This is a genomic window from Bacillus thermotolerans (genome assembly GCF_000812025.2).
GTDB classification, from domain to species: domain Bacteria; phylum Bacillota; class Bacilli; order Bacillales; family Domibacillaceae; genus Quasibacillus; species Quasibacillus thermotolerans.
Window position 1 is genome coordinate 1 of the sequence record NZ_JWJE02000003.1, and the last position, 24556, is coordinate 24556.

The 24556-nt window shown below is 44.3% G+C and carries 22 protein-coding genes and 1 other RNA gene; 1 reads left to right on the forward strand and 22 read right to left on the reverse strand.

Features of this window, described 5'->3' with window-relative positions; genetic code table 11:
• Positions 1-195 precede the first annotated feature (195 nt).
• The 8 genes from QY97_RS01985 to QY97_RS02020 all read right to left on the reverse strand — a co-directional run bounded on the left by QY97_RS01985 (position 196) and on the right by QY97_RS02020 (position 10646).
• A complete protein-coding gene (locus QY97_RS01985) occupies positions 196-1977 on the reverse strand; it encodes an IucA/IucC family protein (RefSeq protein WP_039230994.1) in 1782 nt (593 codons plus the stop codon).
• Positions 1978-1990: 13 nt separating this feature from the next.
• The gene (locus tag QY97_RS01990; protein ID WP_039230681.1) at positions 1991-3193 is read right to left on the reverse strand and encodes an MFS transporter; all 1203 of its coding nucleotides are present in this window, start codon (positions 3191-3193) and stop codon (positions 1991-1993) included.
• Positions 3194-3202: 9 nt separating this feature from the next.
• The gene (locus QY97_RS01995) at positions 3203-4495 is read right to left on the reverse strand and encodes a lysine N(6)-hydroxylase/L-ornithine N(5)-oxygenase family protein (protein ID WP_052728908.1); all 1293 of its coding nucleotides are present in this window, start codon (positions 4493-4495) and stop codon (positions 3203-3205) included.
• Entirely contained in the window at positions 4474-5079 is a 606-nt protein-coding gene (locus QY97_RS02000; protein WP_039230684.1) for a GNAT family N-acetyltransferase, read from the reverse strand. Before QY97_RS02000 ends, QY97_RS01995 begins: the two co-directional genes overlap by 22 nt.
• Positions 5069-6874 carry an IucA/IucC family protein gene (locus QY97_RS02005; RefSeq protein WP_039230687.1) on the reverse strand — a complete coding sequence of 602 codons (1806 nt, stop codon included), beginning with the start codon at positions 6872-6874 and terminating at the stop codon, positions 5069-5071. The genes QY97_RS02000 and QY97_RS02005 overlap by 11 nt, the downstream gene beginning before the upstream one ends.
• Complete coding sequence (locus QY97_RS02010) at positions 6852-8372, reverse strand: pyridoxal phosphate-dependent decarboxylase family protein (RefSeq protein WP_039230690.1); 1521 nt, start codon at positions 8370-8372, stop codon at positions 6852-6854. The genes QY97_RS02005 and QY97_RS02010 overlap by 23 nt, the downstream gene beginning before the upstream one ends.
• A 5-nt stretch (positions 8373-8377) precedes the next feature.
• Positions 8378-9751, reverse strand: coding sequence for an aspartate aminotransferase family protein (locus tag QY97_RS02015; RefSeq protein WP_039230693.1), 1374 nt, complete (start codon positions 9749-9751; stop codon positions 8378-8380).
• Between the two features lie 280 nt (positions 9752-10031).
• Entirely contained in the window at positions 10032-10646 is a 615-nt protein-coding gene (locus tag QY97_RS02020) for a PH domain-containing protein (RefSeq protein WP_039230695.1), read from the reverse strand.
• A 201-nt stretch (positions 10647-10847) separates the two neighbouring features.
• On the opposite strand from QY97_RS02020, the gene QY97_RS02025 reads away from it, so the two are divergent.
• The gene (locus QY97_RS02025) at positions 10848-11096 is read left to right on the forward strand and encodes a hypothetical protein (protein WP_039230697.1); all 249 of its coding nucleotides are present in this window, start codon (positions 10848-10850) and stop codon (positions 11094-11096) included.
• A gap of 89 nt (positions 11097-11185) precedes the next feature.
• On the opposite strand, the gene QY97_RS02030 is transcribed toward QY97_RS02025, so the two are convergent.
• From QY97_RS02030 to rnr, 14 genes are all read right to left on the reverse strand, one after another.
• Positions 11186-11683 carry a PepSY domain-containing protein gene (locus QY97_RS02030; protein ID WP_052728909.1) on the reverse strand — a complete coding sequence of 166 codons (498 nt, stop codon included), beginning with the start codon at positions 11681-11683 and terminating at the stop codon, positions 11186-11188.
• 102 nt (positions 11684-11785) lie between these two features.
• Entirely contained in the window at positions 11786-12517 is a 732-nt protein-coding gene (locus QY97_RS19435) for a PepSY domain-containing protein (protein ID WP_052728910.1), read from the reverse strand.
• A 63-nt stretch (positions 12518-12580) separates the two neighbouring features.
• Positions 12581-13939 (reverse strand): sensor histidine kinase, encoded by a 1359-nt coding sequence (locus QY97_RS02040; protein ID WP_039230699.1) that lies wholly within the window; start codon positions 13937-13939, stop codon positions 12581-12583.
• The gene (locus QY97_RS02045; RefSeq protein ID WP_039230702.1) at positions 13936-14637 is read right to left on the reverse strand and encodes a response regulator transcription factor; all 702 of its coding nucleotides are present in this window, start codon (positions 14635-14637) and stop codon (positions 13936-13938) included. Before QY97_RS02045 ends, QY97_RS02040 begins: the two co-directional genes overlap by 4 nt.
• Positions 14638-14817: 180 nt before the next feature.
• Positions 14818-15306 carry a CarD family transcriptional regulator gene (locus QY97_RS02050; RefSeq protein WP_099098522.1) on the reverse strand — a complete coding sequence of 163 codons (489 nt, stop codon included), beginning with the start codon at positions 15304-15306 and terminating at the stop codon, positions 14818-14820.
• Positions 15307-15476: 170 nt separating this feature from the next.
• On the reverse strand, positions 15477-16460 hold the full coding sequence (locus tag QY97_RS02055) for an ornithine cyclodeaminase family protein (RefSeq protein ID WP_039230706.1): 984 nt from the start codon (positions 16458-16460) through the stop codon (positions 15477-15479).
• A gap of 107 nt (positions 16461-16567) precedes the next feature.
• The gene (locus QY97_RS02060) at positions 16568-17587 is read right to left on the reverse strand and encodes a siderophore ABC transporter substrate-binding protein (protein WP_039230709.1); all 1020 of its coding nucleotides are present in this window, start codon (positions 17585-17587) and stop codon (positions 16568-16570) included.
• Positions 17588-17842: 255 nt separating this feature from the next.
• Entirely contained in the window at positions 17843-18610 is a 768-nt protein-coding gene (locus tag QY97_RS02065; protein WP_039230712.1) for an iron ABC transporter ATP-binding protein, read from the reverse strand.
• Complete coding sequence (locus QY97_RS02070; protein WP_039230715.1) at positions 18607-19563, reverse strand: iron chelate uptake ABC transporter family permease subunit; 957 nt, start codon at positions 19561-19563, stop codon at positions 18607-18609. The genes QY97_RS02065 and QY97_RS02070 overlap by 4 nt, the downstream gene beginning before the upstream one ends.
• Complete coding sequence (locus tag QY97_RS02075) at positions 19550-20506, reverse strand: ABC transporter permease (protein ID WP_039230718.1); 957 nt, start codon at positions 20504-20506, stop codon at positions 19550-19552. Before QY97_RS02075 ends, QY97_RS02070 begins: the two co-directional genes overlap by 14 nt.
• Positions 20507-20870: 364 nt before the next feature.
• A complete protein-coding gene (locus QY97_RS02080) occupies positions 20871-21089 on the reverse strand; it encodes an SDR family oxidoreductase (RefSeq protein ID WP_039230721.1) in 219 nt (72 codons plus the stop codon).
• A gap of 77 nt (positions 21090-21166) precedes the next feature.
• Positions 21167-21524, reverse strand: a transfer-messenger RNA (tmRNA) gene (gene ssrA / locus QY97_RS19765).
• Between the two features lie 94 nt (positions 21525-21618).
• The gene (gene smpB / locus QY97_RS02085; RefSeq protein ID WP_039230724.1) at positions 21619-22086 is read right to left on the reverse strand and encodes an SsrA-binding protein SmpB; all 468 of its coding nucleotides are present in this window, start codon (positions 22084-22086) and stop codon (positions 21619-21621) included.
• 68 nt (positions 22087-22154) lie between these two features.
• Positions 22155-24485 carry a ribonuclease R gene (gene rnr / locus QY97_RS02090; protein WP_039230727.1) on the reverse strand — a complete coding sequence of 777 codons (2331 nt, stop codon included), beginning with the start codon at positions 24483-24485 and terminating at the stop codon, positions 22155-22157.
• Between the last annotated feature and the right edge of the window lie 71 nt (positions 24486-24556).

The window sequence follows — 24556 nt, forward strand, 5'->3', positions numbered from 1 at the left end:
TAAGTACCTTGCGCTTCCTTAGTGGTTGGTCGATGTGTACCCCCACAGTGGACTCTCACCACCTAGATAGTTGCCATGCCTGGCACACAAGAATTCAGGCGGCACTGCCTCAGCAGTCCGCCTATGTATCTTCTTATTTTAACAGCTTCCTGCAGGAATGTGAATGTAACAATCCTTTCGAAAAAAGAGAGCTTTTTATTTGGCCGTTTCCTTTGCTGCTTCATACAAAGCATTTGTAACCGTGCCATACTCGCTTGCATGCGGCCGATCATCATCATCTTTATATCCGTAATCAAACATGCGGTTCCGGTTAAGCGTTAATTTCGTAAAAGAAGGGCGCAGCAAATCAAACAATTCGAACCGCTCCTTTAAATGAGAAAATGCTTGTTGATAAGAAAGAATCTCCTCACGCACCATACACCAGAAACGCTGCTCGGATAATTGCTCTCTTTCTTCTAAAATGCGGCTTAAGTATCGAAAATGACAAATAAACAGTCCTGTAAAAATAAACTGAGTTAAACCTTCAGGCGGTTCACTGCGCAGAACAGCCTTTAGCTCGGCCGAAAGCCCCTTCAGCTCAGGCAGCGGCTGATCGCTAATATTCACGTCATCAACGAAATCTTTCATAATAATCCGTTCCGGTACCCCCTTCTTTAATACGAGCACCGTATTTTGTCCGTGCGGCGAAAACACTGTACCGTATTGATACAAGTAATGAAGCAGCGGAGGCAGAACAGCCTTCATTAACCTGCTCGTCCACTCTTCTGCAGACAACCCTGACTTTTCGATAAAAGCAGATACAAGAGGCTTTTCTTGCCTGTCAATGTACAGCAAAGCCGCCAGCGTAATCGCCTGTTCATCTTCTTTTAGTTCGTTATATACGCTCTCTCGCCACACAACACCAAGCATTTCTAAATATTGATAAGGAGCTCCCTTCAGCCTCTCAAAGACCCGATGGCTCACATTCATCGTAGCTACCTCTCCAAGAAGGCCGAGCCGGCATGTTTCCTTTAAAAACGAGTCATTCTCCCGTATCCCCTTCATAAAGGCTGTCACTTCAGGCGCAATAATCGTCCGTTCACCTGGCAGCCCCCTATAAACAAGCGTATTTAAGATACTCATCGGCAGCTTTACATGATGCTTTTTCTTATCGGTTACATTCACAAACGTGCGAATGGACTGCTGTGGAAGATATTCATCTACCCCTTCTCCAAGCGGAATAATGTCTTTCTTTGCTATTTCAGTTGCGTACATGGAGACAAGCACGTTGTTCCATTGCCACATGTGAACAGGCATGAAATAATAATCCTCGGCACATACTCCGTTGTCTTCCAGCTTTTTATCGAAATATTGGCGTGTCTTTTGATCCAGTTCTTGCTCTATCAGCTGTTCATAATCAAGCTCTTTGACAGAATAAAATGTTCCTGCATTTTTTCGTACAGCAATCCAGGACAGCTGTACGCGCTTTTTTTGTTCAGGTGCATATTGAACATAATCGTCATACCCAAAGCCAATTCTTCCTTTATTATAGGTGATCCACGGGTGACCAGTCATTTCACCTTCCAGCTCGGCATAATCCATCTCAGTGAGTTCATGAGATAATTTTGTGTGTTCTTTTAGATGCGTATCCGCAACGAGGGTATGCAAATATTCCTTAACCAAGTTTCCTGCTGTAGAAGGAGACATATGTCCTTCTTCCTCCTGAATGCTCAATAGCAGCTGAATAGACAGCGGAATGCCGGTGTTTTCCGCCGGTGCCACTTCTATACTGTTAGCCAGAACTTGCAGGCTGTCAAATACCCGGGCTTTTGCCTGGAAGCGATACACCTTTCCTTTTCTGTCACTCCATGTAAATGTACATATCTCTCCTTCCTTTGATTGCAGTGTCGGTATGATGATTTCTTCATAGGCAAACTCTTGCAGCATTTTTGCTAAAAGCTGCTGATCCACCTCTTCCCAAGCTTCCTTCGTCAACATATGTAATGGCCATTCACAAATACTCACGACGATTCACTCCTTTTCTTAATTGATAGACAGGTGTCAGACTCTTGATAAAAAGCAGACACATACATACAGCCGCTCCGATCAACAGGAAGCCTCCCAATAAAAATGGCCCCTTCATGCTGCTGGATTGTATAGCGAGAAAAGCAGCCGTTGGTGCAAACAGCAACGCGGCATTCTGCACGGAGGAAACCACGCTGTACAAAAGCGGCGATCGTTCACCTATGCCTGAACGGAAAAAGAAAATATCCATTGCAGCCAGGCTAATAAAAAAACAAAGGCTATAGGCGATTCGAATAATAACGAATACTAAATAAGACTCTACTGCTGCTTGGACGAGAAGCAGTCCTGCTGTCACCACTGTTAAGCCGATAAGCAGCCCTTTCACATGGGAGTGCAGGATGCGTTTTGGCATCATAAACTGCAAGACCACGGCAGTCAGGCTCGGCATAACGTATAGTAAGCTCATCTCTTGCTCGGAAACCGTATAATCCGCTTCTAGAAAAGCGGTAAAATAAGGGCGTATAGTATGGTGGCCGATGTAGAAAAAGAACACCACAAACAAGTAAATAAAAAACTCTCCTTGTCGCTTTCCTTCCTTATAAAGAACCGCCCTTTTTCCCTTCTCTTCTGAAGGGGATGGCTGATGCCAAATAATAAAACAGCTGACCACAGCCAAAAGAAGGTCGATACAAGCAAACAGGTAGTAAATATCCAGCGGTAACGGATGGCTGATCAGAAAGCTTCCCACTATCCCAGACACGATGACGCTTCCATGAAATACGAACAAATACGTCGTGGTCGCTCGCACCTTCTCCTGATCACTTCTGCTTGACGCAACGATTGTCGGATACAATAAGTAAATGATACTTTGGAAGAAAAGCAGTAAAAGTGATACAGCTAAAAACTGAGTAAACGTATCGACAGAAGGAAGAAGCAGCTTGCATCCTGCCATAACGACTAAAGCGCCCGTTACAAGGCGTTTGAAGCCCCATTTTCTGGAGGCGACTGCCCACAATGGCGTCATTACAATGACAACAAGCCGGCAGCAAACGATGAATAGACTCGTGGCCTCGACGCCATCTACCCGAAAATATTGGGAGAACAGCTGCGGGTAAAAAGGTGAAAGCAGCATTTCCGAAACTAGTGTAAAAAGCAGACAGCTATAAACAAAGCTCTTTTCCTTCGTCATGAAAAACCTCTACAAACCAAACTGCTGGAATACGTTCTTTTCATCTATCCGGTAGACTTCTTTTCCGGCCAGCTGATTAATAATCACCGCATTCCGAAAGGCCCCCAGTCCTAAATCCGGGGCGCCCACCCCATGTGTATGGATCTCACCGTTTTGAACAAATAAATGATGGTTGCCTTCACTGTGCATTTTCACCTTGTAATCCTCTTCAATCACAAGCTGGCCATTGGCATCCCATTCAAGCTTGTCTTTTATCCCATTCAGGCAATCTGGAATGTATGGATGATAGCCTGTCGCAAGGATTACCGCTTCGCTGTTGATTTCTGCCGTCTTGTCCTGTTCGAATTGATGGAGCGACAAGCGGTACATACCCTCTCTTTCTTCAATAGACACCAGCTCCGTCAGCGCCTGCAGTCTCACATTCATGGTTTGTTGTCCAACAGACCGCTCGTATAATACATCATAAATCTCACCAATCGTTTGAAAGCTGATTCCTTTGTATAACAACGATTGCTTGCTTAAGACAGCTTTCTTCTTTTCAGACGGCAGCTGATAGAAGTAATGGGTGTAATCCGGTGAAAAGTGTTCCAGCCCAAGCTTAGAGTATTCCATCGGATAAAAACCTTTTGATCTCGTAAACCAGGATAATTCGTATCCATAATCCGGTTGTTTTAATAACAGATCATAGAAGATTTCGGCCGCACTCTGTCCTGAACCGATAACAGTCACCGACCGTCCATTCAGCAACCTTTTCCGCTTATCCATGTATTGGGAAGAGTGAAGAATCTGCTCTCCTGTCATCGATTGAAACGGATATGGTATGTACGGTTTCGTTCCCACGCCGATGACGACATGTCTAGATTTATATGTCCTTCTCTCTTGGTCATCATGAGAGAAAACAGTCACTTGATAACAGCCGTTCTCTTCCTGTTCCACTTTTTCCACTTCGGTTCCGAACCGGAGCTGAGGCAGCTGAGCAGCGACCCACTGGCAATAGTGATTATATTCCTTGCGCGGAATTTGAAATTTCTCAAAGAAGTAAAACCGATACAGTCTCTTTTGTTCATGCAAGTAATTTAAGAAGCTGTACGGGCTCGTTGGGTCCACCATCGTCACGGCATCGGCAAGAAAGGGCACTTGCAGGGTTGTCCCTTCAAGAAGCATGCCTGGATGCCACTCAAACCGTGTTTTCTTATCAAAAAACAATGAAGAGCAGTCTGTTTTTTCAAGCAATGCTGCTAGCCCCAGATTAAATGGGCCAATTCCTACTCCAATCACATCTAAAATTGATTCGCTTGCCAATTTTTCCACCTTCTTTCGAACATATCCCTTTCACAGGCCATAAGCAGGCCTATTTTGTCAGGAAGCTTAACTTCCTTTACTGCTTTAAAGCCGCATTTTTTAAATACATGAATCATTTTTTCATTTCTTATATCAGGCTCAGCTACCACTCGATTCGTTTCTTTACATTCAAATTGCTTATATAACATAGTTAAAAGCAATGGATAAATAAGCCCCTTTCCTAAAAATGCTGGAGGTCCAATCAACAGATGAATGCCTTGGTCATATTCGCCAAAAGAATAGTAGTTACCAATAATATCGCCCTTCACCCAATACGACTCCCAGTAGCTCATAGGTACACCATCTAATTCACCAATAAGAAGTGTTTGATGGTCATCTTTTAAAAACCTCTGTAAATGCTTCATATAATCATCGAAAGAAATATTCAGGTTCCAAAATGGGATCACGTGCTCCTCATGCATCCATGTATGCAGACGTTCACCATCTTTCTCCGCCTTCACTGGACGAAATGCTATGGTCTTTTGGCTAATAGGATCATAATGCTCGTACTTATCAAATGAGCGAGCAGCTACATTAGACTTCATGCAAATCACCTGCCGTTACTGCCAGCGGATTCGTCACTTGCACATAAACCGATTGGGTATCCAGTGATCCAACCAGCTCATCCATGTCGTGAACTCTCGTCAGCAAATTCGCTTTGCATGGCAGCTTCTCTTCGTATAACAAGGAATCTACTAAATGAGTATGATCACCCAGCTCCTGTTTCAAATCTACTAGCTCTTCCTTGATCATTGCCAGCAGCTTCTCCTCATCGATCAACTGTCCGGTGCCAAATGCGTTAACTAAACCAAATAAGTGATTGAAAAAGACATAATATCGAAAACGCTCCTCCGCAATAGCATCTGTGCAAACCGTATCGCTTTTTTCATTTAAAGATGGAATCAGTTCCCGTAATGCTTGTGCCTTCGACTCCATGAAATAGTAGCCCTGGTTATCCCGGTAGTAAAAACGGGATGGATATCCTTGCTCGTCCAGTTGAATAACTGAATTTTGCTGATGAGCTTCTAAGGCAATCCCATGCACAGCATACAACCAATAAAGCGGACGAAGGCTTACCTGCAAGTAACGGCTGAACCACCTTTCGCTTGCTGCTTCTAGAGAAATCCTTTCTCTTTCGGCTATGCTATGGATGACGTTGACTAAGTGAGACGCTTCACCTGCCAGCGGGTCTTGGCATAGAGCGGCAATCAAGCTCGTTCGCTTCTCCTTGCCTTTCTGGAAAGGGTTCTCCCGGATCACCGTTTCAAAGCCTGTCTCTTCCCCCGAGCCTGTCTTTACGTTGATATAAGCCGGATCTTGAACAATATGAAACCCCGGGTAACGAACGGTTAGCTGTTCATGAATACCATTTTGAAGAAGCCGGCTCACCTCTACTCCTCGGTCAAGCTCCTTTCGCTTATTGATGCGCAGCGAGTTAGTAATTTTGACTGGGATCGAAAACTTGTACATTACACTTGCCTTCGGATGGTACACAGTCCGAACCGAAGAAGTTGGATGGAAAGCCCTTCCTTGTGCACCAAGGTAGGTGAGCTTCCCCGTTTGTATATAGTCACAAATATCCTGCCTGCCCAGCAGCTTTCTCGCCTGCAGTGGATGAACAGGTATTAAGGCATAGCCATCCTCCTGGCAATAAGCTTCCTTGAACGCTGGAGAGACTGCCGCATCCTTCTTCAGCTCTTCCTTTATAAGCTGTGCAGCACTGATGGATAAGACGGACGCCTCTTCGACTATGTCATTGACAGCCCGGAAATAATGGAGCTGAAACGCGCCCTTTCTTTCCGGGGCAAATACATCCTCTTCCTCGGGTTCAATCCCTTGGCGGCTCTTCGGCATAGGGTGTACCTGGTGTCCAATCAGTAAAGACTGTTCAGACTCGAGAAAGGTTTTGTCTAGTTGGTAACACTCCGCCAAACCCTCCTTCCTCGCAGTCAGAATACCCTTCATCGTTTGGTAGCTTAAAATCATCCGAAGCATGAATTCATCCATTTCCAGACCCTTTCTGGATAAGAAAGACAGCTCCTTTTGAAGAAGAAAGGTTAGCGTCAAGTAATCTAGCTGTTTTACCTGGTCATTCTTTATCTGGTAGTACATGACTTTGGAGAACAGATGGCGCTCTGTAATAGATTGGTAGCGTACAGGAATAAATAATGTAGCCTTCTGCTGAGAAAGCTTAATCACTAATACCTTCTTCACGCCCGAGTCGTTCGGAATCATTGGAACCTCACATGGCTTCTTCCACTCACCAGCTCCCGTTTCTTTCACATAGCAATTCAGTAAGTTCTGCATCGTTATATAATTAGTAAGGAAGGGAATATCCATACTGCATCTCTCCTTTCTCCTCTTCTATTGCTTTGCCTGCTCGCTTAATCTTCTGCAGATGCTCTTTCATTTGGCCAATCGTATTCAAAGGGTTCAGCATTGTAAATTTCAAATATACATCCCCGGCCTGCTTCGTTTTCGCCATGATCAGTTCACCACTTCTATAAAAAGAGCGTTGAAGCTCCAGGTTTATATCGTTTATATAGGCAGCTTCCCGGCTCCCCGCCGGCAGATAACGAAAAACAACTGCATTTATTTCCGGATCATTAATTACTTCAAAGCAAGGGTCTTCTCGGAATAGGCGAGCTGTTTCCTTCGCCAGTTGAATAGTGTAGTCGACCATCTCCCCGAATGTATCGGTCCCTATCAGCTTGAAGGTCATAAGCAGTTTGAGCGCATCGAACCGCTTCGTCGTTTGCACACTTTTTTCCACCAGATTGAGAATGCCCGCCTCACCATCTTCTTGAGGGTTTAAGTAATCCGCATAATGGGCAATATATCGAAAATTCCGTTTATTTTTCACAAAAAAAGCACCGCAGCTAATTGATTGGTAATATAGCTTATGGAAATCAATAGTGACCGAATCGGCTAACGGAAGCCCATTGAGTAAGTCCTTGTATTGATGAGAAAACAGCATGGCTCCACCGTAAGCTGCATCCACATGAAGCCAGAGGTGTTCATCATCAGCCAGCTGGGCTGTCTCTATTAAAGGATCAATGCTTCCAAAATCTGTTGTTCCTGCTGTCGCAACGATCATGAAAGGAATCAGTCCTTGTTGGCGAAGTTCATGTACCTTTGCTCTTGCCTCCCTTATGCACATTCTCTTCTGGTCATCCGTTTTTACGGTGACAACTGCATTTATTCCTAAACCAAGCTGGGCCGCCGATTGTTGAACAGTGAAATGAGCATGTTCTGAGCATAGAATTCGAAGCCTGTCTGCTTCGAAGGGAAGCCCTTCTTTCTGTACATTCATAGAGAAGTGTCTTTGGCACGCCCAGTTTCTCGCCAGCAGCATCCCCATATAGTTTGATTGAGTTCCTCCGCTCGTAAATACACCGTCTGCCTCGTGCGTATAGCCGATCTGCTTGGCCAGGAACTTGATCAATTCCTCTTCCACATAGGTGGCCGCTGGGCTTTGATCCCAAGAGTCCATCGACTGATTCAGCGCATTGATCACAACTTCAGCTGCAATAGACGGAACTAAAGGCGGGCAATGAAGATGCGCCATAGCACTAGGATGAGAGATCCATAAAGAATCTTTCATAACAGTCTGCTCTATTTCCTCCATCACTTTGTCCGTTTGCTGTCCTTCCTGCGTAATCGCCAGAAGCCTTTTTACCTTCGAGGCAATTTGCCGGTCAGAAACTCCTGTGAAAGGCGTATAAGCCCTCCTCGTTTGATCGGCCACTAGCTGTACGACACGGTCCATTAATTCATAATAAGCGCTGATACTTTCATGCCCTGGATGAAGAAACCATTTTGTAAAAGCCGTATTCATTCTTATCACCTTCTGTTAGGAATTCCCGCCTGATGCTCCGCGCTAGTGATCGCTTCATGGAGGCGGTTCAGTACTTCATCTACTTGTTCTTTCGTAATCACTAGCGGCGGCAGCAAACGGATCACTGTGCTGAATCGGCCGCCTACTTCTAAAATCAACCCCCGCTTAAAGCACTCCTGCTGAATGGTCTTAGCTAATTCCGGGTAGGCAGGATAACTTCCCACACCATTCGGCTGCTTGGTCGGGTCAACAATTTCGATCCCGATCATTAATCCTCTTCCTCTCACTTCCCCAATGGAAGATACCTGCTTTTGAATAAATGTCAGTTGCTTCATAAAGTACGCCCCAAGCTCGGCAGCGTGATCAGGAATCTGATGTTCTTTTATGAATTGCAGTGTGGCTTTTCCAGCCGCCATCGCCAGCTGGTTTCCCCGGAATGTGCCAATATGGGCTCCCGGCTCCCACAGATCAAGACGCTGGTCGTAAAGAACAACAGACAACGGAAGGCTTCCTCCTATTGCTTTGGAAAGAACAAGCACATCGGGTTCGATACCGGCATGTTCAAAAGCAAACATTTTGCCGGTCCGGCCGATTCCCGTTTGCACTTCATCAATAATCAGCGGAATATGTCGCTCTTTCGTTAAACGACGCAGCTGTTGTAACCATTCGATTGGTGCAGGAATAGAACCGCCCTCTCCCTGGACAACCTCCACAATGATACCCGCCGGCGCAACGATACCGCTTTCCGGATCGTCCAGTAAATTTTCAATATAGGCGTTGCTGACGCGGTGGCCTTCTGCTCCAATATTAAATGGACAGCGATAGGCATATGGATAGGGAAGGAAATGTGCATCTGGCACCAGCGCGTGAATTTTACCTTTCGGTGCTGTCGTCCCGCTGATACTCAACGTTCCGTGAGTAGACCCATGATAACCGCCTTGAAACGATAAAATACTCCGGTTGCCTGTAGCTGTTTTTACAAGCTTTAAGGCTGCTTCGATCGCATCGCCGCCAGTTGGCCCGCAAAACTGAATTTTTGCTTTTTCGGCAAAAGAACCCGGTAAGGAAGCATACACTTCATCGATAAACGATTCCTTAATCGGTGTCGTCAAGTCAAGGGTATGTAACGGTGTATAGGAGTCCATTGCCTTTGAAATAGCCTCCCGGACCACTGTGTGATTATGCCCTAACGCAAGCGTGCCTGCCCCCGCCAAGCAATCTATATACTGTTGACCGTCCATATCCGTTACATAGATTCCCTCTGCTCTATGAATCGCAAGCGGCAGCCGTCTCGGATAAGATCTGGCATTGGATTCTCTTCTTGCCTGCCTGGCTAGCAGACTTTCATTAGCTGAATGAGAACGGATCACTGTATCCATTGATAACACTCCTTGTCATCGTCACAATTAGTATGCGATAATTTAATTGATAATGATTTTCATTATCTGTTGCATATTTAGACTAACTGATAATCATTCTCAAAGTCAACCGTCTCAACAGAAATTATGATTTTTTGCCTACTTTATTCTTTTATTCATCTATTATTCAGCTGCCCAAGATCTATGGCAGGACTATTTCATTATGTTCGCCAAAAGAAAGACATAAGAAAGCCCCTCTTGCTATACACAAGAGGGGCCCGTTATTTATTTAGGCAGCTTTTTAATTATTAATATACTTCTCAAATACCTCTCCGAAGTCCTTCACATGATACTTTTCACGGATGGAGGACATCCACTCGAAGCCCGCTTCCGTTAATTGTTTGTACGTATTGCTTAAACTTTGCTCCTCTGTGCGGGAGTTTTGCAACACAGTCACAGCTCTGTTGATGCTTTCAGATGCCATATCCATGTAAATGTTGTTCTCGTGTGTCAGTTCTGCAATTCGAAGCAGTGCTTTATATAAATCTTTTAACTGTTCGATTTGATCTTTTCTTACATCGATATCAATCATTTCATTCCCAATTTGGAATTTAATCTCTACATCCATATCGATTTTTCCAGCTGTCTCTAACACCACATTCGAAATTTTATATTGCGCATACGGATATCTTCTCAGTGTCCGCTTAGAGGACATCGCACTCTCCCCATCCACGTGGATGATCGCTAGATTTGTAAAGCAATACTCATCTGCTTTCGTTTTAATGACGAAATAAATTTTTTCATCATCTTCATGCATCACATAATCGTCAGCATCTGTTTTGTCATAGTCAGACGGCGGAATAATTTTCCCAATATCTGATAAACCAAGCGCATCTGAAGCAATTTTCTTAAACATGGAACCTCTCCCTTTAAAAGATCATCTTTTCTCACTCTTCTCTATTGTATCAACAGAGGAAAAAGATAGAAACACTTAACCCTGAAAATGGGTATTGAGTCATTATTCCTAGAACTGCTCATCTATTTGCTGCTGTTCACCTGAATAATACGTCTTACAGTCAGGAGACACGACAGGTCTTTAATAGAAAAGGATAGGTGTATGTATGAACGTAATCTCTCGATTGAGGGAGCGGAAGTTACTTATGAAGACGGTGTGATCCGCGCAAAAACAGGAGTCAATCTCAGAACATTCGGAGATCAAATAACCCTTCTTGTACAAAAGGCCGACGAGGAAACAACGAGCGTACATATACAGAGTAAACCAGCTATTCCCACTACTATTGTAGACTATGGAAAGAATATAAAGAATATAGAGGCGATCACTGCTTATCTGAAGCCGCATATATAAACAAACAGCATGCGAACACTTTATAGGTTCACATGCTGTTTGTTGTTATCACAGGCACTTTTCAGCAAGAAAGAGGGATTGGTGGAGGACTAGTCTATTTCTTTCTCCAAAACCTTGCCGCTATCCGCATCAACTTTCAATTCTACTTCCTGGTTATTATGCTGAACTTCGATTTCATAATAGCCATCATCGTCAAGCTCTGCTTCAGTTACTTTACCAGGTACACTCTTTAGAGCAATATTTATCGCTTCTTCATGAGAAATGTTCACTTGCTTGTTCACACGATCGTCTCGATCATCATCGTCGTCCCGGTCATCCTCTACATTCATCACCTTGCCGGAAGCCGCATCTACTTCCACTTCCTTATCACCACTGCGATCAGATCCATTTACTTCTATGTCATACTTTAAAAGGCCGTCATCTTCCTCGAGCTCAATGCTCTCAATTGTACCGTTCACTTGATTGACTGCCGCTTCTTTCGCTTTTTCAAAGGAAATGGCTGGTTCACTGCTGACTGCTCCTACTCCAATGGCTCCACCTAAAATAATTGCCCCTGCTACACCTGTAATAAATAATTTGCGCTTCATTTACCCTTCCTCCTTCATTTGATGTTACTTCTATCATAGACCGTCAAAATGAGAGGATAAGGATAGATAAATGAGAGTTTGATGAGAAAAGTATGAGCAAGTCTAATCCTCCCAAGTAATGGACATCACCTTGCCAGAGATCGCATTGATTTGAACAACAGCTTCCCTATCGTCGTCCCGCTCCACTTCAACTAGATAGTAAGTCAATCCATTCGATTCTTCCAGGTCGATGTCATCCTCAGCCGTGCCGCTCACATTCTTCAGCGCAATAGCCCTTGCTTCTTCCTCAGTAATCTCGCGGGCCGGCGGCGAAGACGGCTGCTCCTTTGGCGGCGCCTCAGGAAGAGGTTCCACAGAGGAGTCAATGACTTTCCCTGTCAAAGCGTCCGCTTTCACTGTTGTTCGCTCCTGACCGTGTTCAATGGTCGCATAGTAATAAGCATGGCCGCCCTCTGCCTGCTTTTTCAGTCCTGTCAACTTGCCGGGATAGCTTTTCTGCAGACGCTCCTTCATTTCCGTTTCGCTTACTTCCTTCGGCGGCTCCGCCTGTTTGTTGCTCTCTACTTTCGTTAAGGAACGAATATCTCCCGTTTCTGCTGCCATTTCAACCTTGTACGGCTGCTTTTCTATTTCAATCATCAGCTCATATTGATCACCGGATTGCGTGATGCTTTTTACTTCAGCCGCATACATTTCCTGAATGCGGTTCTTCGCTTCATTCTCCGTTAACGGCTCTGCTGAGGCAAATAGCCCCGTCATCTGCCAGGCGGCTGCACCGACAACTAGAAGAGCTATGGCAATGACAGTGATGAGCCGAAGACGCTTCTTATTCATTTGATCACCCCGTTTAAATCCTTTAGCTCTTTAGCTTTAACTATATACGATCATCATGAGAAATTAGTGAGAATCAGTCAAAGGAAGCCATATTTGCGCGGTCGTTCCTTCTCCTTCCTTACTCTCCAAACGCACATCTGCTCCCATAGCTTCAGCGATTTCTTTAGCAAGGGACAGTCCCAGTCCAAACCCTCCTGTTTTTCTTGTTCTTGCTTTATCCACCCGGTAAAAACGGTCAAATATGGAGGCCAGCTCATCAGCTGGAATACCGATTCCTTGATCAATAATCTCAACAACCGCCCAGTTCTCCTGCAGGCGGATCACTACTTGAATAGATGCCTCACTGTATTTGCGCGCATTATCCATCAGAATATACAGCAGCTGGCTCAGCTTTTGCTGGTCCGTTCTAAGGATCACGTCTTCTTCCACCTGCAAGGTAACCCCGCGGTTGTATGCTTTTTGAAAAGCCTGTACCGATTTTTCTACTAAAGGGGTCAAATGAACATCAGCCAGCTCTACATTCCACTGCTCCTCTTGTCTAGCCAGCTGGAGAAGCTGCTCGGTCAAGTTCTTCATCCGCACGGCTTCCGAATGAATTGCTTCCACCGATTCATCAAACAGCTCCGGCTGCTCCTTTCCTCTTCTCTTCAGCAGGCTCGCATAGGATTCAATAACCGTCAGAGGGGTTTTCAGCTCATGAGAGGCGTTTGATATGAACTGGCCCTGCTTCTCATAGTTTCTTTGCAGCAAATTCATCATATGGTTAAAGGTATCAGCCATTTGATAGAGCTCATCTTTACTCTTTTTCGGCAATTCAATTTTTTTGTGCTGGCCGCTCCGCTGAATCTCCCCCATTGTGCGGATCATAGAGGAAATCGGCTGTGTAATAAAGTTGCTCAGCCAGCGGGAAGAAAGAATGACGGGTACCATAGCGATTACTGTCACAGCGACGAGAACCGCCCTTAATACAGCAAGGGCCTCCTCTGCTCTTTCCAGGCTCTCCGTCATTTGCAGGCTGGCTAACTCTCCGCCTTCCCACACTACAGGAATGGACACAAAGGCATATCTCACACCTTCATATTCGACGATCTCATGCCGCTCCTTCTCATAAAAGACAGCAGGATATTCACTCAGATGCCCTTGGCTCGGTGCCGTAACAGCCGCGGCCGCTTGGCCATTCTGCTTCACAATTTGCAGCATCCCGCTCACCGGCATATAAGCCCTGAGCAAGGTATTTGCTGGAACCGATGCGTCCGTTCGGCTGATGCCTTCAACCGTTTGCCGGGCCTCATCTGTGGTATCCTGCAGTTCACTTTCAAGCATGACATGGCTAAATGTGTAATAGACAGCGCCGTTTAACAAAATAAACAGACTGATAAACATAACAGCCGTGTAGAGGTTAATCCTGTTTCTCAGTTTCATTTTTTATCCTTCAGCGCGTATCCTACACCGCGCACCGTGTGAATCAGCGGGTGATCATACGGCTTATCGATCTTATTGCGCAGATAGCGTATATAGACATCTACAATGTTCGTATCCCCGTAATAATCATACCCCCATACGCCGTTAAGAAGCTGCTCTCTATTCAGCACTTGGTTGCAATGCGACATTAAGTACGCCAGCAGGTCAAATTCGCGCGGTGTCAGTTCAATGGAATCCTCTCCCCTCATGACTTCACGCGTCATTTCATTCAGCCTCAGATCCGCGGCCTGCAGCCAATTCTGGTCGACCACCATTCCATTTGAACGCGGCTGGCTTAAGCGCAAGGCTGCCCGTACACGTGCCAGCAGTTCTTCTATTTCGAATGGCTTCGTCACGTAATCATTGGCCCCAAGATCAAGACCTGAGACCTTATCCTCGACCGAACTTCTTGCTGTTAACAGAATAACAGGAATCTGCGGGTCGCTTGAGCGGATTCTTCGTAATAACTCAATACCGCTGATCCCTGGCAGCATGACATCAAGCAGCACTAAATCCCAGGACTGGTCATGAAACAAACGCCAGCCATCAAGCCCGTCCAGCGCTTTCCCAACTTCATAGCCTTCATAAGTCAATTCCAATTCTAAAATTCTAGCAATTTTCTCCTCGTCCTCTACGACTAATACTTTTGTCTTTTCCATTCCTATCCTCCGTTTGACTTCATGCATTTACTCCCATATTAGCACAACCAGGCAAGGAAATTGGTTATCAGTTTTTGAACAAAAAAGAACAGACCTGCTCTTCTAAGCAAGTCTGTTCATCATGAACATGTACAGCTATTTTCCTGCATATAAAAAAGACAGGTATGAACACCTGTCCGCTTAGCTGGTTAATTGAAGTAAATGGGCGGCTTCATTTTCAGAGATATCCTTGACCAGAGCGATCTCACTAACGAGAAACTTGGTGGCAAGGTCCAGCATATGCTTCTCACTAGAATTCAGCGCTTTCTCTTTTTGATAGTAGACCAGGTCATGAAAAACCTCCGCTGTATCCTTCATCTCGCCTGTTTTCATCTTCTCCGTGTTTCTTTTCAGCCTTTCCTTCCATGGAAGGGCGCCATGAGGCTCTTCTCCTTGGAGCTCAACAAGAATTTCTTTCGCCTCTGACGTATCAACGACAGAGCGGATTTTCATCTTTTCCATGTTCTTCATTGGAATCATCACATTCATTTTACTAAGCGGAATCGTAATCATACAATACTCTCGTGTTACACCTTGGATTTCCTTTTCTTCAATTGCTTCAATGACCCCTGCTCCATACATAGGATAAAATACTTTATCGCCTACTTGAAACAACGTATCCACCTCCATATTTCATCACCTATATAGCATACCACAAATACTTACTTTAATCAAAATATTATAATATACCACGCAGTAAAACTACATGTCAACAATAAAACTTTCATTTTCCGTAAAAAAAAGCGGCTTAAAAGCAGGCAGTTTCCCAGCCTTTAAGCCGCTTCTTATCTATCTTTCATTTATACATCGATGCTCGTGCCGATTCCGTTTTTCTCTGCCTTTGCATACACTCCTTTGGCTACAGCAAGATCAAAGTAGGCAGCTCCGACGGACTTAAAGAACGTAATCTCTTCATCATCTTCTCGTCCTGCCTTAACGCCGGTTGTCAGCTCATGCAGCTCGCCATGCACCTCTTCAAACGACCAGTCATTCTGTTCGTCCGCATAAATAAGCTCACCGGCCTCCTCCTTTACTCCCGCAAGATCATCAGCGACAATTTTGGATGCGCGCAGCACCGTCGCGTGATCGACCTCTCTCATATGCGGCAAGTAGGAACCTACCCCGTTAATATGTGTACCGGGCTGCAGATCCTTTCCATTAAACACTGGTTCATTGGACCGGGTAGCACAGCAAATAATATGAGCCTCATGCACCGCTTCTGATACATCGCCGACCACCTTAAAAGGAGTCTTTACACCAAACGAACTCAGCCTCTCACCGAACGCCTTCGCCTTCTCAAGTGTTCGGTTGAATAAAAGAATACGTTCAATATCTCGAACGGCCAATACACCAAGCACCTGCTCAAACGCCATGGCCCCTGTCCCGATAACGGCGAGCACACGAGCGTCCTTCCGGGCCAGCAGATCAGTAGCAATCCCGCTTAGCGCCCCTGTCCTCAAGCGTGTTAAATAGGAAGCATTCATCATCGCTACGTGTTCGCCATTCTCTGCATCCGACAGCAAAATTACCCCTTGAGTTGTCGCTTTGCCTCTCGAAGGGTTCCTCGGAAAAATAGTCACAACCTTCACCGCAGACACCTCTTCGGACAAATCGGCGCTCGGCATATACAAGGCGGATGCTTCATACTGCGGGAACTCCAATACCGTCCGGTGAGGATTATTAATTTCTCCTATGTTTTTTGCTTTCAGTACCTCTTTCGTATCTTCAATTGCTTCTTTCATGCCATAGCATTGCTGAATGTCCTTTTCACTAATCACTAACATACTAACACCCTCCTTGATGAAGTAACACCCCTATTGTACATTGTTAAACAAACAAGGCTGCAAGAAATCAGTTTCTACTGATTTCTTGCAGCCTGTTGTACATATGATTATTTTAACTCATTTAACACTTCTTCAATTTTAGCCAGCTCAGATTGTAAACCGCCGCCGCCTAAGTACCAAAGCGGACCATCTAAGTATACGATACGGTCGTTCTTGTAAGCTTCTGTTTGCTTAAGAATGTCATTTTCCATATCGGCTTTAATATTTGATTGACTACCCGTAGCTGCTGTACGGTCAATCACGAACAATACTTGTGGATCGAATTCTAGGATTGCCTCAAAGCCGAAGTTCGAACCGTGAGAAGAAGCCTCAATGTCTTCTGCTACTGGTTTGAAACCATACTCCTCATAAATGTAACCAAAACGAGATTTTGACCCAAAGCCAGATAGGTTACCTTCGTTATACATAGTCACTAATGAAGTATCATATTTTCCAGCCAATGCTTTGATTTCCTCTAGAGCTGTATCATATTTAGCAAGATATTCGTCCGCTTCCGCTTCTTTATCGAACATCTTAGCTGCAATATCTACTGAAGCTAGGAATGTATTCCAGTAGTCATCCTGATTAGTACCAACGAATACGACAGGAGCGATTTCTTTTAATTCTTCATAGTAAGCAGATTGGCGGCCAGAGATAAAAATAACGTCTGGGCTCAGTTCTGCAATATCTTCAAGCAATGGTTCTTTTAAAGTACCAATGTTTGTATAGTCATCACTTTCATACTTTTTAAGGTGATCTGGTAAGCTGGAGTCTTGAGCAACACCCATGATTCCCTCTACACCGAGCGCATCCAATGTATCTAACATACCATAGTCAAATACAGCAATTCTTTCCGGCATTTTTTCAAATGTCACATCTTCAAAGTTAACTGTACCTGCTTCTTCGTTCTCCGTTGAACTGATTGTTGGAGATACAGTCATTGGATAAGCTCCATTGTTTTCTGCAGATTGGCTGTCAGAGCCAGCGGATTCATTTTCTGCCTCTGTTGCGGTGCCTCCGTTAGATCCGCATGCAGCAAGCATTAATAGCATGGCTAATAAAAAACTAGCTAACTTCCATTTTCCCATGTCTCTTACTCTCCTTTTATGAAATTACGATTTTTATCAATAATGAGAATCATTATTAATGATAACTGTTCTCATTATATGGTGAATTGTTATTAGCGTCAATACTTCTTTGACAAAATAATTTAAATTTTTTCAACTGAGTAACAAAACGAATAGACTGTATGACAATTATATCTTTTTAAAAAGAGCTGGAGAAAACAAGTTAAAGGATTAAACTTATTTCTCCAGCTCTTTCTACTGATTAATTAAATTGGCTTATGCATGTGCTTTGAAATAGACGCAAATACGACATCCATCCTGCTCTTGAATAGGAATATCCATATCGTACACCTCACGCAGTGCAGCCGAATTAATAATCTCATGCGTCGGTCCGTTTTTCACCAGCTTGCCGTTTTTCAAGGCAACAATGCGGTCCGAATAGACAGATGCGAAATTAATATCGTGCAAGACAATGACTACCGTTTTACCAAGCTCGTCTACAAGCTTGCGCAAAATCTTCATGATTTGAACAGAGTGCTTCATATCCAGGTTATTTAAAGGCTCATCCAGTAACACATATTCTGTATCCTGCGCGATGACCATCGCCACAAAGGCACGCTGCCTTTGACCGCCTGATAACTCATCTAAAAACTCATTTTGTATATCCGTTAAATTCATATATCCCAGTGCTTGGTCAACGAACTTTTCATCCTCTGCTGTTAGACGCCCCCGAGAATACGGGTAGCGGCCAAACGAAACAAGCTCGCGCACGGTTAACCGGACGTTCAGATAATTGGATTGCTTCAGAATCGAAACGCGCTTGGCGAATTCCGTTGACTTCATTTTCTTTACGTTCTCCTGATCAAGCAATACTTCTCCGGTATCCGAATCTAACAATCGGCTCACCATAGAAAGAAGTGTGGATTTACCAGCTCCATTCGGACCGATAAATGATGTAATCGTTCCAGGTTCAATTTTCACGGATACATCTTCTACAACAGGCTTCTTACCAAATCTCTTCGTTAACCCTTTAATTTCAATCATCCTGCTGCCCTACTTTCTTTTAATAATAAGTAAATGAAGTAAATACCACCAACAAAGTTAATGATCACACTTAACGTTGTACGTAATTCGAAAATATGCTCAACAAGGAACTGACCGCCAACTAATGCAACAATACTAATTAAACTTGCCCCTAAAATCAAGATGGAGTGCTTATAAGTAGCTAAGTATTGATAGGATAGATTCGCTACAATTAAGCCAAAGAACGTAATAGGACCAACTAAAGCTGTGGATGTCGCAATTAAAATGGACGATAAAATCAGTACATTGATTACCATCCGGTCATAATTGACACCAAGATTCATTGCATTTTCCCGGCCAAGCGACATAACATCCAGCTTATCTATAATGAGATAGCCATAAATAAATGCAATCAATAGGATGCCGATGGCCACATATAATAAGTCAGCATTCACGTTGGTGAAGCTTGCAAACAAACGGGACTGAAGACTTAAGTATTCTACCGGATCAATCATAACTTGCAAGAACGACACGAGACTTCCTAAAAGTGCCCCTAAAATCATCCCAATGATAAGGAGAAAATAAATCGGATACTTGTCTGCCCGGAACAAGAAACGGTATAAAAGGACCGCGAATAACACCATAGCTATAATCGCTACACCGAAATTCAAATATTTGTTCAAGACCCAAATCGACATGGACCCGGCAAAGAAATAAATTAGCGTTTGCACCACTTCATACATTGAGTCAAGGCCCATAACGGAAGGAGTTAAAATACGGTTATGGGTGATTGTTTGGAACACCACTGTCGAGTAGGCAATTGCCACTCCCGTTACCACCATGGCCGTCACGCGAACCATACGCCTTGGGAAGGCGTAATCAAAGCCGCCCTTTATATCGTAAAATGCATACAATAAAACACAAACAATGGATAATAATGCTAAAAAGATCAACTTCGTACTATTTTTTGCCATATGCTCTTCCCCTAAGTAACATGATTAAGAAGATCGCACTACCGATGACTGCCACAGTTACGTTAACTGGGATCTCAAAAGGGTGAATAACAAGACGCCCAATAATGTCACACAATAAGAGGAAGACGACCCCTAATAGCGCTGTATGTGGAATTATTTTGCGTAAATTGTCACCTAAATAAAGAGAGACAATGTTAGGTACAATTAAACCTAAGAACGGGATCACTCCGACAGTTAGTACGACAGTTGTAGAAATAATCGCTACAAGAATAAGACCTATGTTTAACACAAATTTATAACTTAAGCCTAGGTTCTTCGCAAACTCTTCCCCCATACCTGCGACGGTAAATTTATTCGCATACAGATAGGCTAAAATAACCGCTGGAACACTTACGTATAACAACTCATAACGACCAGAGATCATTAATGCAAAATTCCCCATTAACCAAGAGGAAATATTTTGAAGAAGGTCTCCTTCGTATGCAAAAAATGTCGTAATGGATGACAAGATATTTCCGTACATAATCCCGATTAACGGAACGAAAATAGCGTCTTTAAATTTAATACGATCTAGAATTTGCATAAAAAGCAGCGTTCCCGCTAGAGCAAATGCAAAGCTGAAGATAATTTGCTGTGTATACGTGGCATTCGTGAAGAACAGCATAGAGAGTAAAATCCCTAGCTTGGCTGCATCTAACGTTCCAGCAGTCGTTGGCGACACGAACTTATTTCGGCTTAAAGACTGCATAATCAATCCCGCAATACTCATTCCCGCGCCCGCCAGTATAATCGCCATTAGACGCGGCAGGCGACTAGTTAAGAAAATTTGTGTCTTATCCGAATCCCAGTTGAGCAAGTCACTGATCTTGATATCAATCGCGCCGATAAATAACGATATAAAGGACAGGACGATAGTTGCGATTATCATCATCCATAGTCTCATATGTAACCCTCATAACATGTTTATTCTCAGTATGTCATTTGAAAATGATTATCATTCCAAGTATACTATGATTATATAGAAAGAATTGTCTAAAATCAAGACCAAATGCATAATTGTATCTAGGCAACGCTAGATAGGTAAATCCATATTTTGTAAATAATCATTTTTACATCTAAAAGACTGATAAAGAACTAGCGTTCAAGCCTTTACAATGACCTATGTATCATTTTTCATTAAAAGAGAAGGCATCCTTTGGAAAGATCAAAAAGGCTGTATCCCGAATTGGATACAGCCTAAATATATATGGGATCTTAATATAATTGAGACTTTAATGAGAATCCATCTCAAGAACTCCAGCTGTCTATTACATGCCACCTGTTACAGGGATACTTTCGCCTGTAATCGCTCCAGCCCCATCGGATGCTAGGAACACGGCAGCCTTGACGATTTCAGATGGTTCAAGTAATCGCTTAATCCACTGTTTGCCTAGAATATGATGTTCTAGCGCCTCCTCTACAAAAATACCATCTGCAAGAAAATCGTATATGGATGAGCTGAAAGCAGTAAAAAAGGCTGCCGACAAAGTCGACAGCCTGAAGCAATGTTAACACTGCTTTATGTTATACCGTTAAATGTAATGATTATCCACCAAATTATGTATGGTGGAGACGGTGGGAATCGAACCCACGTCCAAGGATAACGGCACTTGAACGTCTACGAGCGTAGTCGATATATTTTAGTTTCGCTGTTCCTTATGCCTATCGACTGGCGTCCGGACAGCTAGCCTGATTAGTCTCTTCCTTCGTCCCCAGGCGGAGAACTCCGGCGTAGTCCACTAAATTTGGGCCCCTTACCCGACTACATGGACGATAGCGGGAGGAGCAGCTGCGCTAAATTAGGCAGCTAAAGCTAATTCGTTTTTGCCAGTTATATTTAGGCGTTTGCGTTGATGCGGAGACGCGACCCTCCGACTCGCAGTCCAAGCTCGAACTACCCCTGTCGAATCCGTAACGTCCCCATTATAGAATAGGAACGGACTTGGTGTCCGGAGCTTAACTACATTTCTTATTATAACAGATTCTAAGGAAAATGCAAGAGGGGCACTTTTAGGATCAGCCCTTCTGCCTTTCCCTGAAGGCACGCTCAATATCGCGCTTTGCTTCCTTCCGCTTTAAGTCTTCCCGCTTGTCGTACTTCTTTTTCCCTTTTGCTAAGCCGATTAATAATTTGGCATAGCCGTCTTTAATGTACATTTTTAATGGAACGAGCGAGTATCCCGCTTCCTTCGTTTCTCCAATCAGCTTATCAATTTGCTTGCGGTGCAAAAGAAGCTTTCTTGTCCGCAGCGGGTCATGATTATAGCGGTTCCCCTGTTCATATGGGCTGATGTGCATATTGTACACAAATACTTCTCCTCTATGAATACGGGCAAAGGCATCCTTTAGGTTTACCCGGCCTGCACGAATCGATTTGATTTCTGTTCCCTGCAGAACAATCCCTGCTTCATACGTCTCCTCTATGAAGAAATCATGGCGTGCTTTTTTATTTTGTGCTACTGTTTTTCCTTCTCCCTTTGGCATATGTCTCACCTTCCATTTTCAGCCCTATTCCGGCAGATCTGCCCCTTGCCGGAATAGGGCTGGACTTATCACTTCTTACGGCTTTGGCTTTTCTTTACGGCTCCCTTATAAAACTTGTCTTTTTTCTTCTTTTTCGATGGGCCTGAAAACCATTCACCGCCTGCTTCTTCTTTATTATTTCCTTGCGGGCCGCGCGCCTTTTTATCCTTCGATTTCGTTTGGACAGTACGGCTTGCTTCCGGCCGGCTCTTCCTCATCGTCTTCATGCCGACGACTTCAAAATCAATAGACTGTTCATCTTTATTGACATCCCGTACACGAACGGTAATTTCATCGCCAATTCGGAAGACATTCCCCGTACGCTCACCAATCATCGCAAACTGGCGCTCGTCATATCGGTAATAATCGTCTGTCATGTAGGAAACATGAATCAAGCCTTCAATGGTATTCGGCAACTCCACAAACATACCGAAGTTCGTGACGGAGCTGATAATCCCGTCAAATTCCTCTCCAATCTTATCCAGCATAAACTCGACTTTTTTCAATTCATCCGTATCACGTTCGGCATCAACTGCCCGGCGTTCCATACTGGACGTGTGATTGGCAATCTCAGGAATTTCCGCCCCCCATTTCGCTTGTGTAGCCGGATCAATCTTACCTTCGACTAAGTACGTGCGAATTAAACGGTGAACAATCAAATCTGGATAACGGCGAATCGGTGACGTAAAGTGCGTGTAGAACTCCGTTGCCAGTCCGAAATGCCCCAGGCTGTCCTCATGGTACTTCGCCTGCTGCATAGAGCGGAGCATAACCGTGGAAACAACGGTTTCTTCCGGCTTGCCGGATACTGATTCAATGATTTTTTGCAGCGCACGAGGGTGGACAGAATTCGATGTTCCTTTCACGACTAATCCAAAGTTGGTGATAAATTCAAAAAAGCGCTGTAGCTTATCTTCCTTCGGATCCTCATGAATACGATAAATAAACGGAACTTCCATCCAATGAAAATGCTCAGCCACTGTTTCATTGGCCGCAAGCATGAATTCTTCAATCAGCTTTTCCGCTACCGAACGTTCACGTATAACGACATCGACCGGATGGCTCTCCTCATCTACAATGACTTTCGCTTCTTTAAAGTCAAAGTCGATAGCGCCGCGCAGCGTCCGCTTCTTCCGCAGAATAGCCGCCAGTTCTTCCATCGCTTCAAAAAACGGAACGAGCGGCTCATACTTCGCTCGAAGCTCTTCGTCCTTGTCAACGAGAATGCGGTTGACATCATGGTAGGTCATACGCTCCGTTGTTTTAATCACACTTTGGAAGATCTCATGACTAACGACTTCCCCTGACGGATTAATCTCCATTTCACAGGAAAGGGTAAGGCGGTCCACCTTTGGATTCAGCGAGCAAATCCCGTTAGACAAGCGGTGCGGGATCATCGGGATGACCCGGTCTACTAAGTACACACTCGTACCGCGGTCATAGGCTTCCTGGTCAATCGGCGATCCTTCTGTTACATAATAGCTGACATCTGCAATATGAACGCCGAGCTTGTAGTTTCCATTCTCTAATTTTTTTACATTGACGGCGTCATCCAGATCTTTCGCATCTGCACCATCAATGGTGACGATGGTTTCATCACGCAGGTCACGCCGTCCTTCTAAATCTTCTTCAGAAATGGTTTCCGGAACGCTATTCGCTTGTTCCATCACTTCATCTGGAAACTCTTGCGGAAGACCGTGCTTATAGATAATGGACATAATATCGACGCCAGGGTCATTTTTGTGGCCGAGGATTTGTATAACTTCCCCTTCCGCACTCTTGCGTCCGTCTGGATAGGAAGTAATTTTCACCACCACTTTGTGGCCTTCCACTGCGCCATTTGCCGCCTCTTTTGGGATGAAGATGTCACTGGCAAATTTCTTATCATCCGGAATAACAAATCCGAAGTGCTTACTGTCAGTGTACGTGCCAACAACCTCTGTTTTTCCGCGTTCGAGGATACGCACAACCGTACCTTCACGTCGGGAGCCGCTCGTTTCACTAGAGACTCGCACAAGAACCGTGTCGCCGTTTAAAGCACCGTTTGTTTCATGGGGCGGGATAAAGATATCATCCATTCCTTCTTCCTCTGGCATTAAAAAGGCAAAGCCCTTTGAATGGCCGGATATCTTGCCGCGCACTAAATTCATCTTCTCCGGAAGCCCATAGCGGTTGGCTCTCGTCCGGACAACAAGCCCCTTCTCTTCCATATAAACGAGCGCTTTAACAAACTCTTTAAACTCCGCAGAATCCTCCACCTGCAGTGTTTCTTCCAGCTCTTTCACTGTCAGCGGCTTATATGATTCTTCCTTCATGTACGTCAACAGCCGATCGATAAGTTCTTTCGATTGCTGGTCCATTTGCTAACCTCCCATCATTGTTACCGGCACTCATGTGATTTTTAAAAGCGAGAACGTTTCCGACTGCCTGA